We start from the raw sequence: 13,345 nt of genomic DNA on the forward strand, positions 1-13,345 counted from the left end.
ACTCTCGGCAATCGAACGAAACAAGTAAAACGGAAGATTGCGACATGCCCGCCACCCCCTCGAAGACAGCTACCCTCTATCGCATGGTCATGGAGAAGCATGTCTGTCCCTATGGCTTGAAGGCCAAACACCTCCTCCAGAAAGAGGGCTATACGGTGGATGACCGCTGGCTGACGACGCGCGCGGAAACCGATGCGTTCAAGGCCGAGCACCAGGTCAAGACGACGCCGCAGACCTTCATCGACGGGGAGCGGATCGGCGGCTATGACGACCTGCGCCGACATTTCGGCAAGACGGTTCGTGATCCCAAGGCCGTCACCTACCGCCCGGTAATCGCCGTCTTCGTCGTCACCGCGCTCATGGCGCTTGCCACCAGCTACGCCGCCTATGGCGATGTCCTCACGATCCGCGCTGCGGAATGGTTCATCGCCTTCAGCATGGCGGTGCTGGCGATCCTGAAACTGCAGAACATCGAGAGCTTCTCGACGATGTTCCTCAACTACGACCTGCTTGCCAAGCGATGGGTTCCCTATGGCTATGTCTATCCCTTCGCGGAGGCGGGCGCCGGTATCCTGATGATTGCCGGGGCACTCAACTGGATCTCCATACCCGTGGCTCTGTTCATCGGCACGATCGGCGCCGTCTCGGTGTTCAAGGCGGTCTATCTCGACAGGCGCGAACTGAAATGCGCCTGCGTCGGCGGCGACAGCAATGTGCCGCTCGGCTTCGTCTCGCTGACCGAGAATCTGATGATGATCGCCATGGCGGTCTGGATGCTCGCCATGACGCTCTCGGGCGGCGGCGCAGCCGGCCACGCCATGCCGGCAATGGATATGGGGGCCGCTCCCTCCTCCCAGGCCTATATGGTCGGCATGGAGAAGATGAACCGCGACATGAATACCGGCATGTCCGGCGATGCGGACCGGGATTTCGTCTCGATGATGATCCCGCACCATCAGGGCGCGATCGACATGGCGAAGGTCGAGCTCGAATTCGGCCGCGACCCCATGCTGCGGCGGATGTCGGAGGAGATCATCAAGGCCCAGGAGGCGGAAATTGCCGAAATGAAGGCGTGGCAGGCAAAGAACCGGAAATGAGGTCAGCGGCTGTGCCGACCGGACGGGGAAGTGTGCCCGTCCGGCAAAAGCGCAAAAAGCAGAGACCGCCATCATTTTCCACTAACGGAATTCTTTTGGCGCGCTATCTTGCTTTCGCAGATCCAACGGAAAGGAACCATCCATGGGTATCGAAAGCGTTCTCGTCTTCATCTTGATCGGCGCCATCGCCGGTTGGCTCGCCGGGCTCATCGTTTCAGGCTTCGGCTTCGGCCTCATCGGCAATATCGTCGTCGGCATCATCGGCGCCTTCATCGCCGGGGCGCTGTTTCCCCGGCTTGGCTTCGGCACGGAGGGCGGCATTCTCTGGGCCATCATCAATGCGACACTGGGCGCCGTCATCCTTCTTGCCTTGATCAGGATCGTCAAACGCGCCTGAATATCCATCACCCGACAATGGCCCGCCTCGCGCGGGCCAAACCTACCCATTTTCTGGGAGATACAATGTCTGACACCTATGATCCCCGGATTGAAAAAGCGCTTCAATCCTTCATTTCCGATCATCCCGGCATCCATCTGCGCGAGCAGGCCATCGCCGCCATCCTGGAAAACTGGTTCACCAGCCACGGTTATCTCCACCACGAGCAGGAAGGCATCCGGCCGGAAGACCTTGACGCGTCGAACGACGGCTGAAAGGATCGCCTGATATCCCCAGGCTGCCCGTGCGGCCTTTCTCCGGCTTTGCCGATCGAACGGAATTTTCTACGCCAATGAGCCTGTCATCGGTCAAAGCCTTCCTTGCCGCCCACGCGCCTGACATCACGATCATCGAACTGCAGCAGAGCACAGCGACCGTCGCGCTTGCCGCCGAGGGTCACGGCGTCGAGCCGGCGCAGATCGCCAAGACGCTTGCCCTGCGCGTCGCCGACGACGTCATCCTGATCGTCACGCGTGGCGACGCTCGCCTCGACAACAAAAAATACAAGGCCCGCTTCGCTTCCAAGCCGCGCATGCTCGCTCTCGACGAGGTGGAAGAGGAGACCGGACATCCGGTCGGCGGCGTGTGTCCCTTCGGCCTGGTCAAGCCGCACAGGATTTATTGCGATATCTCGCTCAAGGCCTTTGGAGAAGTCGTCCCGGCGGCCGGGGCGCCCAATGCCGCGGTGCGGATCAGTCCCGACCGGATGGCAGAGCTTGCAGCGGCGGAATGGATCGACGTTTCGGATATCCCATCGGGGCCGTGACCGGAACCGGCCGAAAGTACCGGGTCTCCTGAAGGACAGGAGCGGCGCGGCTGGCCTCCGCCACCTGCTTGCCGGTTCGTCCGCTGCCTCGTCAGAGAACCACGAACAGGATCATGATGGCGCCAAGGAAAAGCGCGGCCATGATGTTCAGGAGCGTCTTCATGATATGGTCTGTCATGCCGAACATCCTTTCCGCGGCAGACCGGCCCGGACCTGTTGGTCCGCCGCCCGCCGCGCGGTGATCTTCGCCCGCCCCGCAATTCGCTACGGCTGCGTCAAATCTCCTTGCGCTCAACGGATGAACACTGGTTTTGATCCGCCCGAAGGATGACTCCGGTCCAAATTGCGCCCAATTCGTTAAGAAAGTGTCACACCTGTGGACAGGCTCACAATTTGTTAACCATGAACAGGCATCCAGCAGCTGCAGGGGCATCTGTCGTCATGGATGGACGGATAGGAAGGCAGCGCTGAGCATGCGCCGACGGCATCGAGGCGCGGCATAAGAGCGAGCGTCATGACGCCCCCGGGGACTGCTGATCCATGCTGATTATGGGCCGGCGACTGGCCGGTGTCGAATAGCGCGCAACACCCTTGATCGGTCAGCAGCATCGATCCTGGCTGGGAATGATCAGGACTTCGGCGTCTGCTCCGCCTCGCCCATGGCGTCCTGATGATACCAGTTTTCGTAATCCAGGACGGGACCTGCTTGCGGTCGCAGCTCGGCCAAGACGCCGGGTTGATCGTAACGACGGCCTGTCCGGCGACCACCGGAGGGGAACTCGTAAATCTTGGCCGTCTCGCTTGCGGAAATCACTGTCATGCGACCTTCCTTCTTTTCGAACCGCGACGGATCGAGCGCCGATCATAGCAGGTTTTCCCGGCCTGATTAAAAAAAATACTTTCCGCCTAAATTATAGGCGGCACCCTACGCATGACTGATTTCGCGCTGTTCGGTCATCAATGTCCGGACGCCCATCGGGCAAGCAAAACGCGGCGATGCCGTGAATGTTTCGCGCTTCCGACTTAAAAATCGCCTCCCCGATCAAACTGGCACGCCGCATGCATAACAGTTGACAGCCGTTGGCGGCGGAGCGCGGGTCGATTGCCCGATGCTGCGGATCATCAACCCTTGAGAGGTTCGAAATGACGAAATACAAGCTCGAATATATCTGGCTGGATGGATACACACCGTCGCCCAATCTTCGCGGCAAGACGCAGGTCAAGGAATTCGAGACTTTCCCGGCGCTCGAACAATTGCCGCTCTGGGGCTTCGACGGAAGCTCGACCCTGCAGGCCGAAGGCCGCAATTCCGATTGCGTGCTGAAGCCCGTCGCGCTCTACCCAGACCCGGCGCGCACAAACGGCGTGCTGGTCATGTGCGAGGTCATGATGCCGGACGGCGTCACGCCGCATCCGTCCAACAGCCGCGCCACGGTCGTCGATGACGAAGGCACCTGGTTCGGCTTCGAGCAGGAATATTTCTTCTACAAGAACGGCCGGCCGCTCGGCTTCCCGGAAACCGGCTATCCGGCACCGCAGGGTCCTTATTACACCGGCGTCGGCTATGCCAATGTCGGCGATGTCGCCCGCAAGATCGTCGAGGAACATCTAGACCTCTGCCTCGCCGCCGGCATCAACCATGAAGGCATCAATGCCGAAGTGGCCAAGGGCCAGTGGGAGTTCCAGATTTTCGGCAAGGGTTCCAAGAGGGCCGCCGACGAAATCTGGATGGCGCGCTATCTCCTGCAGCGCCTGACGGAAAAATACGGCATAGACATCGAATATCATTGCAAGCCGCTCGGCGATACCGATTGGAACGGCTCCGGCATGCACGCCAATTTCTCGACGAAGCATATGCGCGAAGTCGGCGGCAAGGATTATTTCGAAGCGTTGATGGAAGCCTTCCGCAAGAACCGCGCCGAACACATCGCCGTCTATGGTCCGGACAACCATCTGCGCCTGACCGGCAAACACGAGACCGCGTCGATCGACACGTTCAGCTACGGCGTCGCCGACCGTGGCGCCTCGATCCGGGTGCCGCATTCCTTCGTCAACAACGGCTATCGCGGCTATCTCGAAGATCGGCGCCCGAATTCGCAGGGCTGCCCCTACCAGATCGCCTCGCGCATCCTGCAGACGATCCTGGAAGTTCCGCTGGAAAGCAGCATCTCGGCTGCAGCCTGACAACAATCTCATGGCGCCGGCGATTGATCCGGCGCCATGTCCCCTGCACGGCCGGCCCTTTTCTTGGCCTGCCCCACACATGCCGCACTGGTATTCGGGCTGCGCCATGACTAGTTTCATGGTTCGGAACCGAAATCATGACGGGATGCAGCCATGCAGTTTCCAACCAGTGCCAGCCTTCGCCATGAAACCGCCGAGCCCCAGGCGGCGCCCAGCCGAGGCCTCATCGACTGGCTGATGATGGAGACCCGCGACGAGCGGTTCATCGACAACATCTTCGTGGAACTCTGCGACAGGCTGAACGAAGCCGGCATACCGGTTTCACGCGGCACGCTGCATTTCCGCATTCTTCATCCGCAGTGGTTCGGGGCGCGCATTCTCTGGCAGAGAGGCATGGATAAGGCGGAGATCGACACGGTCGGATACGGCTTCGAGGCAACGCCGCAATATCAGCACAGCCCAATCCATGAGCTTAATGACGGTGCCACCGCCGTTCGGCAGCGCCTTGAACCGGGTGCGGGCGAATTGTCCTACCCGATCTACGACGAACTGCGCGCTGAGGGACATACCGATTATATCGCCTGGCCGCTGCAGCATACGCTGGGCAAGCAGCATATCATCAGTTTTGCCGCCGATCGGCCAGGCGGGTTCACGGACGACGACCTGGCCTTTCTTGCCGAGCTTCTGCCCGCTTTCGCGCTGGTCAGCGAAATCCGCCTGAAAAGCCGTCTTGCCCGCACATTGCTCGAAACCTATGTCGGGCCGCATGCGAGCGAACAGATCCTTGCCGGCGCCACTACGCGCGGTAGCGGCGTGACGGTGGGCGCGGCGATCCTCATCTGCGACCTGCGCGACTTTACCGGTCTCTCCGATCTCTGGCCGCGCGACGACGTCATCGACATCCTGAACGGATATTTCGATGCGATGGCGGGACCGATCGAACAACATGGCGGCGAAATTCTTAAATTCATGGGAGACGGGCTTCTGGCGATCTTTCCCCTTGCCAATGACGCTGCCTGCAATCGCCTTCTCAAGGCGATCCGCGAGGCGCAGGCGGAAATGACCGTGCTGAACGAGGAGATGACGAAGAACGGGCACAAGCCGCTCGGCTACGGCATCGGCGTCCATGTGGGCGACGTGATGTACGGCAATATCGGCTCGCGCAGCCGCCTCGACTTCACCGTCATCGGCCCGGCCGTCAATATCGCCTCGCGGCTGGAAAGCCTGACCAAGGAACTGAAACGCCCCGTCCTGCTGTCACGCGCCTTCGTGGAAAAAGCGGGCTGCGGCGGGGAACTGGAAAGCCTCGGACCTCACCATCTCAGAGGCCTCGAAGACCCGGTCGACGTTTTTGCGTTTTGATGCTGGGGCATCCTTGCCAGCCACATGGAGCCACCATGCGTGATCCCTTCCGCAATCCCTTTCCGGCATCGGATGCCTCCCGTCATGCCATCTGGCAGATGCTGGTCGAGCGCGACATCGACGCCTTTCTCGCGGCCGACTGGTCGAGAGTCGCCGGCGATTTTGTCGAGGATGGCTTTATCGGCATCGACGGCAGGCGCGAGGCCAGCCCCGACAAATGGCGCTTGGCATTCCCTTCCCTCTCCGCCTATCGCGAGGAATGGCTGCGGCAGGCAAGGGATTTCGCGGGCCAAAGCTTTGCCGAGGACACCCGCAAGGCCATCTTCACGACGACGACGCTCGAGGATATCGAGATTGGAGGCGATCTGGCGCTGGCCCGCAAAAAATTCGACGGCAGCCTGAGCCGATCGGACGGTACGATCGATATCCTGAAATGGCAGACGCTCTATTATTGCCGCCGGCACGAGGGACGCTGGAAGATCAGCGGCTTTACCGGATATCTGCCCAACCCAATGGGCACTGCCTGACCAGTACGGGCCAGGTTTCGGGCTTTTTCCGATATCCATCCGCACATGTAAAAACGGGCTCGACTTGGAAGCCCCGGCTCAACCGGCGGCAGTCACTTCCCGTCCGGTTTCTTCCTCATCTTCCTTCTGAGCCGCATCATCCGCCCGGTCCTCAACGGCTGTGGCTTTCTTTGCCAGGGCATCGCTCAGTTCGCGCAACTCTTCCTCGCCCAGCTTCTCGATGCCGATGAACCGGTTTGCGGCATGGCTGGTGAGGATCAGTTCGTCGAGCTTCGCCTGCAGCGCCTTGCCGTCGCGGTTTTGCGAGTTCTGCAGGACGAAGACCATCAGGAACGTGATGATCGTGGTGCCGGTATTGATGACCAATTGCCATGTTTCGGAAAAGCCGAAGAACGGCCCGGAAAGCGCCCAGACCAGGACCAATGCCACCGCAAGAACGAAAGCAAACGGCTGCCCCGACCATTGAGCGACGCCATTGGCGAAGGTTGCGAAAAAATTCGGCTTGCTGGACATCGGACACCTCGTGCTGGAACCTGACGATAACATTCCAGCAAGCCGCTGGTTCCATGCCGCGATATCCATGCATATGCTACCCGACACCGCAGCAAGGGAAGAGATCTTCCCAGATCCATCTCCCATGAATATCAGGGTTTGAGGACGACCTTGATGCAGCCGTCCTTCCTGTCGCGGAACGTCTTGTAGAGGTCGGGGCCTTCCTCAAGCGTAGCCCGGTGGGTGATGACGAAGGATGGGTCGATTTCGCCCTTCTGGATGCGATCGAGCAGTATCGGCATGTAGTGCTGTACCGGCGTCTGCGCCATTCGGAAGGTCAGCCCGCGATTGATCGCCGATCCCATCGGGATCTTGTCGAGGAAACCGCCATAGACCCCGACGATCGACACCGTGCCGAAATTGCGGCAGCAGTGGATCGCCTGGCGCAGCACATGCGGCCGGTCCGTGCCCATGAAAGTCGCGACCTTGACCCGATCGACGACCGCATCGAAACCGGACATGGTATCGGGCTCGGTTCCCACAGCATCGATGCAGGCATCCGCGCCCCGTCCGGCGGTCAGTTCCATGATGCGGTCGTAGATATCCTCATCACGGAAATCGAGCGTCAGCGCGCCGCTTTCGCGGGCAAGAGCAAGGCGTTCGGCAACGGTGTCGATCGCGATGACCCGCTCCGCACCCAGCAGGAAGGCGCTCCTGATCGCCATCTGCCCGACCGGGCCGCAGCCCCAGATCGCGATCGTATCGCCCGGCTGGATATTGCAGAATTCCGCCGCCATATAGCCGGTGGGAAAGATATCGGAGAGAAACAGGACCTGCTCGTCGGTCAGCCCATCGGGAACCTTGATCGGCCCGACATCGGCATAGGGCACGCGCAGAAATTCCGCCTGCCCGCCGCTGAAACCACCGAGCAGGTGCGAATAGCCGAACAGACCGGCGGGTGAACTGCCCCATATCTTGGCGGCCTTGTCCTTGTTCGGGTTGGAGCGCTCGCAGCCGGAGAAATATCCCCGCTTGCAGAAGAAGCATTCGCCGCAGGAGATGGTGAACGGAACCACCACGCGGTCACCGACCTTCAGGGCCTTGTTCTCGGAACCGACCTCGACCACTTCGCCCATGGTTTCGTGACCGACGATGTCGCCGGATTCCATGGATGGAATGACCCCGTCGAAAATATGCAGGTCCGACCCGCAGATGGCGCAAGCGGTTACCTTGATGATGGCATCACGACCATGCTCGATCTTCGGATCGGGAACGCTTTCGCAGCGAATATCGCTTTTGCCGTGCCAGGTAAGCGCCTTCATGTCGTTCTCCTCGATTGCTGGGGCCGCCGGCGCGGAAGGTGACAAAGTGGCGAGATGCCGGACCATGTTCCTCCAGTTCAAAATGGCCGATACGTCCGCAAACTCGCGAAAACGCGTTTTGATCCCTCCAGCGCGGAGAATTGGATTTTCGTTGAAAGCAGGCTGCAGGCGCAACATGGCCGCGGGAGGCAAGGCTATTCGGAAATAGCCCGCACGCCTGTCATTCAGAAGGTCGGCGGGGTGCAGGCGCTGATGACTTCGCAGGCGACAGGGCCGATAGAGCGGAACCGGTGCGGCCGGCGGCTTTCGAAGTAATAGGCGTCGCCCGGCCCCAATATGCGGCGCTCGTCATCGACGGTCACCTCCAGCCTGCCCGAAAGGACGATGCCGCCCTCCTCGCCATCGTGCACCAGCGGCACCTTGCCCGTGTCGGCGCCCGGTTGGTAGCACTCCTTGAGGATCTGGAGACTGCGGCCGAAAAGATTGTCGCCCACCTGCCGAAAGGAAATAGGCCCCTTGCCGATCTCGACCAGTTCATCGGATCGGTAGAACGCCTTTTTCGGCACGTCCGGCTCGAAGGCGAAAAACTCCGCAAGCCCGATTGGGATGCCGTCGAGGATGCGTTTCAACGCCCCGACGGAAGGGTTGGACGTGTTGGATTCGATCAACGATATGGTCGAATTGGTCACGCCGGCACGCTTGGCCAGCATCCGCTGCGAGAGATTATGGGCGATGCGCAACGACCGCAGACGGCCTCCCAGATCGATGCTCATTCGCTCCTCCTGTTTGCGTTGTTCGAAATATCGCAACTTGTCTGTTATCACTTCATATTTTTCAGTGGCTTGGAGTCAACCAGAAAAGGACTTGTTGATTGAGCTGAAGCATGGCGACATCCCCTCCAAAGAGGAGAAGATCATGGACGCTCATAACAAACCCAATGCACCGGCGCTTGATAGTTTCTGGATGCCGTTTACCGCCAATCGCCAGTTCAAGACGGCGCCGCGCCTTCTGGCCTCGGCCGAGGGCATGTACTACACCTCGACCGACGGCCGCCGCGTTCTCGACGGCACGGCGGGCCTGTGGTGCGTCAATGCCGGGCATGGGCGCCGCCAGATCGCCGCCGCCGTCGAACGCCAGCTTTCGACACTCGATTTCGCGCCTTCCTTCCAGATGGGACATCCGGTCGCCTTCGATTTTGCCGAACGGCTGGCCGAGATCGCCCCCGGTCGTCCCGGCGAAAAGCTCGACCGGATCTTCTTCACCGGCTCGGGCTCGGAATCGGTCGATACCGCGCTGAAGATCGCCATTGCCTACCAGCGCTCCATCGGCCAGGGCACCCGCAATCGGCTGATCGGCCGCGAGCGCGGTTATCACGGCGTCGGCTTCGGCGGCATATCGGTCGGCGGCCTTGTCAACAATCGCCGCGTCTTTCCGTTGCTGCCGGGTTCCGATCATTTGCGCCACACCCATGATCTCGCCAGGAACGCCTATGTGAAGGGCCAGCCGGAACACGGGGCGGAGCTTGCCGACGACCTCGAAAGGCTGGTCGGCCTACATGGCGCCGAAACCATTGCCGCCTGCATCGTCGAGCCGGTGGCCGGCTCCACCGGCGTACTCGTGCCGCCGAAAGGCTATCTCGAGCGGCTGCGCGCCATTTGCGACAAGCACGGCATCCTGTTGATCTTCGACGAGGTCATCACCGGCTTCGGCCGCCTGGGCGCCGGCTTCGCCACCGATTATTTCGGCGTCAGCCCGGATATCATCACGACGGCCAAGGGCCTGACCAATGGCGCCATTCCGATGGGCGCCGTCTTTGCCAGCCGCAAGGTTCATGATGCACTGATGCACGGCCCGGAAGGCCAGATCGAGCTTTTCCACGGCTATACCTATTCCGGTCACCCGGTCGCCTGCGCCGCCGGCATCGCCACGCTCGACATCTATCGGGACGAGGGTCTTTTCACCCGCGCCGCCGAGCTTCAGGACGACTGGCACGATGCCCTGCATTCGCTGAAGGGCCTGCCGCACGTCATCGATATCCGCACCATCGGGCTGATCGCCGGCATCGAATTGCAATCGCGTGACGGGGCTGCCGGTGCCCGCGCCTACGAGGTCTTTGCCGATTGCTTTGAAAAGGGGCTGTTGATCCGCGTTACCGGCGACATCATCGCGCTTTCGCCGCCGCTGATCGCGCAGAAATCTCATATCGACGACATGGTTTCGATCCTCGGCGACGCGATCAGGCGTGCGGCTTGAGAAAGCGAGGGTCGAAGATCAGCGCCTGCCAACCCGGCGCGTGAGCAGCTTCTCCACGCCTGAAAGACTGTCATAGATCAGAATAGCCAGGGCGCCGACGATCAGCCCCCCCTGCAGGATGAAAGCGAGGTTGTTGGATTGAAGCCCGGCAATGATGACTTCGCCGAGTGTCTTTGCCGCCACTGTCGAACCGATGGTGGCGGTGGAGAGATTGATGACGACGGACAGGCGGATGCCAGCGACGATGACCGGCAGGGAGAGTGGCAATTCGACCTGGAAGAGCCGTTGAAAGCCGGTCATGCCGGCACCGCGCGCCGCCTCCATGACCGAACGCGGCAGATTGGTGAGGGCCGTCAGCGTATTCTCGAAAATCGGCAGCAGCCCATAGAGAAAAAGCGCGATCAGGGTCGGCTTCTCGCCGAATCCCACCGCCGGCACGGCCAAAGCCAGGACCGCGACCGGCGGAAAGGTCTGGCCGATATTTACCAGGCTACGCGACAGCGGCAGGAACTCCGCCCCGATCGGCCGGGTGACGAGGATTGCAAGACCTATGGCAATGATCGTGGCGGCCGCTGTCGCAATGAACACCGTTCTCAGATGCTGGAGGGTGAGGCTCAGCAGGCTTCCATGGTTGTAGATCGCCGGAGCGTCTTGCTGGACGAGCGGTTTCAGCAGCGGCTCGAAACTCTCCGGCGAAACCAGGAAGGCGAGCAGCGCCAGCAGCAGCAATCCGCGCAGGGCCGTCGGCAACCAGGCCCTCATTGGAGCCTCGCCGCCCGTTTCAGCAATGTCGAGAGTTTAATACGCCCGATCGGCTTTCCGCCAACGGAAACGACCGGCAGCGCATCCCGGCCGCTCCAGAGGAGAGCGGCCAGCGCATCCTGCTGGCTCCTGTCCTCCTGAATTGGCTCCCCTTCCGCCTCTCCGGGCTCGACAGCTGCTGCGGCATTTGCAACGGAAAGCAACCGAAACGGCCGCTCGGCATCGCCGATCAGGGTTTTCACGAAGTCGGTCGTCGGTGCACGCACCAGTTCGACCGGCGGCCCGTATTGCACGACCTTCCCCTTGTCCATCACGGCGATCTTGTTCGCCAGATGGAAAGCCTCGTTCATGTCATGCGTCACGAGCACGATGGTGGTGCCGAAATGCTTCTGGATCGCCAGAAGATCGTCCTGCGCCTTCGCGCGAATGATGGGATCGAGCGCACCGAAGGGCTCATCCATCAGCAGCACGTTCGGCTCGGCGGCAAGCGCCCGCGCAACGCCGACACGCTGCTGTTGCCCGCCGGAGAGCTGGTGCGGGTATCGAGGCCCGAAGATTTCCGGCTCCAATTGAAAAAGCGTGAGAAGCTCGGCAACTTTCGCATCCATGCGCGGCTTCTCCCATCCCAGCAGTCTGGGCACCGTCGCGATGTTCTGCGCCACCGTGCGATGGGGAAACAATCCATGTCCCTGGATGGCATAGCCGATCCGGCGGCGCAGCTCATGAGCGGGCATGGAACGATTGTCATCGCCGTCGAGCCGGATTTCTCCCGACGTCGGTTCCACGAGCCGGTTGATCATCCTCAGAAGCGTGGTCTTGCCGGAGCCCGACGTGCCGACGACCACGGTTATCGTGCGCGGTTCTATCACCATCGAAACATCGTCGACCACGGCAATTTCGTCATAGGTTTTGGTGATGGCGTCGATTTCGATCATGCGGATCTAGCTCCGTTCTGAACCCGGAAATTCATCTCGATCGATGCATCGAGAACCACTGCCGCCGCGAAAGCCATCGCCACCGTCGGGACCGCGCCAAGCAATACGAGATCCATGGCCGTTTGCCCGATACCCTGGAAAACGAAGACACCAAAGCCGCCACCGCCGATCAGCGCGGCGATCGTGGCCAGCCCAATATTCTGGACGAGCACAATGCGGATGCCGGTAAGGATGACAGGCAGTGCCAAAGGCAATTCTACATCGAACAACCGCTGCCGATCGGTCATGCCGATGCCGCGTGCCGCATCATTGGCCTCGCGCGGCACGCCGGCAAGCCCGATAACCGTATTGGCAACGACAGGCAGCAGCGAATAAAGGAACAGCGCCACGAAGGCCGGCGCAGCCCCGATACCGCGAATACCGATATTGGCCGCTCCTGGCACGGTTGCAGCGAACCAGGCCAGTGGTCCGATCAGGAGGCCGAACAGCGCGATCGACGGAATGGTCTGGATAAGGTTCAGTGTGTTGAGCACGGCATCTTTTAGTGCCGTGAAGCGGTGGCAAAAAATGCCGAGCGGCAGGCCAACGGCGACGGCGGCGGCCAGTGACCCGAGCGCGAGCATCACATGCCTGCCGGCTTCGGTCCAGAAGACGTCGGCGCGGCCGGAATATTCCTTCATGATAGACAACCCGTTCCAGCTCCCGGACATCAGCACGCCACCAATTCCGAAGGCTGCAATCACCAGGAACAGGATGCGCATCCACGGCGGCGGCCTCAGCCGCGTCATCGCGTCCGCAGCCAGCAGCGCGAAGGCAAAAAGCAGCAGCCAGAAGCCCGAGGCGGGGGAAACGCGAGCGTAGCTGTTGCCGGATGGCGTAAGGAAAGTCGCCGCATATCCCATCGCCAGAACCAGGACCAAAAGCGCGGCAGCCGCGGCGATCAGCTTGGCCCATGCCGTCATCCGCAACACTGCCGCCGTGCCGGCCATGACAAGCACAAGGAGAAGCCCCCACCCCATCCCCGAAGGGAGCGCATCCAGAATCGACTGAGCTTGCCCCTGCAAGATTCGGTTCGGCTTCAGCACCGCAAAGGACGAAAACACGCCGCAAGCAGCCACGAGCGCAATGACGACGCCGAGTTTGTCAAACCTGATCTTCAATCCACCTCCTGCCGAACGGGATGAAAAAGCCGGGCGGTACCGGCGCCCG

Annotated in this window: 14 protein-coding genes and 2 pseudogenes; 9 read left to right on the plus strand and 7 right to left on the minus strand. The window is 61.0% G+C overall.

All coding sequences use genetic code 11. The features are described 5' to 3' along the window. Positions 1 to 44: 44 nt before the first annotated feature. The 5 genes and pseudogenes from ASD31_RS03865 to ASD31_RS03880 all read left to right on the plus strand — a co-directional run. A pseudogene (locus tag ASD31_RS03865) lies at positions 45 to 821 on the plus strand (MauE/DoxX family redox-associated membrane protein); the annotation flags it as partial. Positions 822 to 830: 9 nt separating this feature from the next. Further along, positions 831 to 1,097 (plus strand): annotated as a pseudogene (locus ASD31_RS27050) (DUF305 domain-containing protein); the annotation flags it as partial. A gap of 142 nt (positions 1,098 to 1,239) precedes the next feature. Beyond that, positions 1,240 to 1,494 (plus strand): GlsB/YeaQ/YmgE family stress response membrane protein, encoded by a 255-nt coding sequence (locus ASD31_RS03870; protein WP_056329649.1) that lies wholly within the window; start codon positions 1,240 to 1,242, stop codon positions 1,492 to 1,494. Between the two features lie 65 nt (positions 1,495 to 1,559). Beyond that, on the plus strand, positions 1,560 to 1,748 hold the full coding sequence (locus ASD31_RS03875) for a hypothetical protein (RefSeq protein WP_056329651.1): 189 nt from the start codon (positions 1,560 to 1,562) through the stop codon (positions 1,746 to 1,748). A gap of 77 nt (positions 1,749 to 1,825) precedes the next feature. Continuing rightward, a complete protein-coding gene (locus ASD31_RS03880; RefSeq protein ID WP_056329654.1) occupies positions 1,826 to 2,299 on the plus strand; it encodes a YbaK/EbsC family protein in 474 nt (157 codons plus the stop codon). A 628-nt stretch (positions 2,300 to 2,927) separates the two neighbouring features. On the opposite strand, the gene ASD31_RS03885 is transcribed toward ASD31_RS03880, so the two are convergent. Next, positions 2,928 to 3,119 (minus strand): DUF2735 domain-containing protein, encoded by a 192-nt coding sequence (locus tag ASD31_RS03885; RefSeq protein ID WP_056329655.1) that lies wholly within the window; start codon positions 3,117 to 3,119, stop codon positions 2,928 to 2,930. Positions 3,120 to 3,442: 323 nt separating this feature from the next. Here ASD31_RS03885 and ASD31_RS03890 point away from each other — a divergent pair, with 323 nt between their 5' ends. From ASD31_RS03890 to ASD31_RS03900, 3 genes are all read left to right on the plus strand, one after another. Further along, the gene (locus tag ASD31_RS03890) at positions 3,443 to 4,483 is read left to right on the plus strand and encodes a glutamine synthetase beta-grasp domain-containing protein (protein ID WP_056329658.1); all 1,041 of its coding nucleotides are present in this window, start codon (positions 3,443 to 3,445) and stop codon (positions 4,481 to 4,483) included. A gap of 153 nt (positions 4,484 to 4,636) precedes the next feature. Next, positions 4,637 to 5,845: an adenylate/guanylate cyclase domain-containing protein gene (locus tag ASD31_RS03895; protein WP_056329662.1), complete on the plus strand. Its 1,209-nt coding sequence runs from the start codon at positions 4,637 to 4,639 to the stop codon at positions 5,843 to 5,845. 35 nt (positions 5,846 to 5,880) lie between these two features. Continuing rightward, positions 5,881 to 6,372, plus strand: coding sequence for a hypothetical protein (locus ASD31_RS03900; protein WP_056329665.1), 492 nt, complete (start codon positions 5,881 to 5,883; stop codon positions 6,370 to 6,372). A gap of 78 nt (positions 6,373 to 6,450) precedes the next feature. Here the strand turns inward: ASD31_RS03900 and ASD31_RS03905 are convergent, their stop codons facing one another. The 3 genes from ASD31_RS03905 to ASD31_RS03915 form a co-directional block, all read right to left on the minus strand. Further along, positions 6,451 to 6,885 (minus strand): low affinity iron permease family protein, encoded by a 435-nt coding sequence (locus tag ASD31_RS03905; protein WP_056329668.1) that lies wholly within the window; start codon positions 6,883 to 6,885, stop codon positions 6,451 to 6,453. Positions 6,886 to 7,016: 131 nt separating this feature from the next. Further along, the gene (locus ASD31_RS03910) at positions 7,017 to 8,186 is read right to left on the minus strand and encodes a zinc-dependent alcohol dehydrogenase (RefSeq protein ID WP_056329672.1); all 1,170 of its coding nucleotides are present in this window, start codon (positions 8,184 to 8,186) and stop codon (positions 7,017 to 7,019) included. A gap of 224 nt (positions 8,187 to 8,410) precedes the next feature. Further along, positions 8,411 to 8,959: a cupin domain-containing protein gene (locus ASD31_RS03915; protein WP_056329674.1), complete on the minus strand. Its 549-nt coding sequence runs from the start codon at positions 8,957 to 8,959 to the stop codon at positions 8,411 to 8,413. A 142-nt stretch (positions 8,960 to 9,101) separates the two neighbouring features. Between ASD31_RS03915 and ASD31_RS03920 the strand changes: the two genes are divergently transcribed. Further along, positions 9,102 to 10,439, plus strand: coding sequence for an aspartate aminotransferase family protein (locus tag ASD31_RS03920; RefSeq protein WP_056329742.1), 1,338 nt, complete (start codon positions 9,102 to 9,104; stop codon positions 10,437 to 10,439). Positions 10,440 to 10,457: 18 nt separating this feature from the next. Here the strand turns inward: ASD31_RS03920 and ASD31_RS03925 are convergent, their stop codons facing one another. Genes ASD31_RS03925 through ASD31_RS03935 form a run of 3 tightly spaced genes read right to left on the minus strand, consistent with a single transcriptional unit; the run spans position 10,458 to position 13,296 of the window. After that, complete coding sequence (locus ASD31_RS03925) at positions 10,458 to 11,201, minus strand: ABC transporter permease (RefSeq protein ID WP_056329677.1); 744 nt, start codon at positions 11,199 to 11,201, stop codon at positions 10,458 to 10,460. Further along, entirely contained in the window at positions 11,198 to 12,136 is a 939-nt protein-coding gene (locus ASD31_RS03930; protein ID WP_056329680.1) for an ABC transporter ATP-binding protein, read from the minus strand. The genes ASD31_RS03925 and ASD31_RS03930 overlap by 4 nt, the downstream gene beginning before the upstream one ends. Continuing rightward, positions 12,133 to 13,296, minus strand: a complete 1,164-nt coding sequence (locus ASD31_RS03935) for an ABC transporter permease (protein ID WP_056329682.1) — start codon at positions 13,294 to 13,296, stop codon at positions 12,133 to 12,135. Before ASD31_RS03935 ends, ASD31_RS03930 begins: the two co-directional genes overlap by 4 nt. Positions 13,297 to 13,345: the final 49 nt, after the last annotated feature.

Source organism: Rhizobium sp. Root482, from assembly GCF_001426565.1.
Taxonomy (GTDB): domain Bacteria; phylum Pseudomonadota; class Alphaproteobacteria; order Rhizobiales; family Rhizobiaceae; genus Pararhizobium.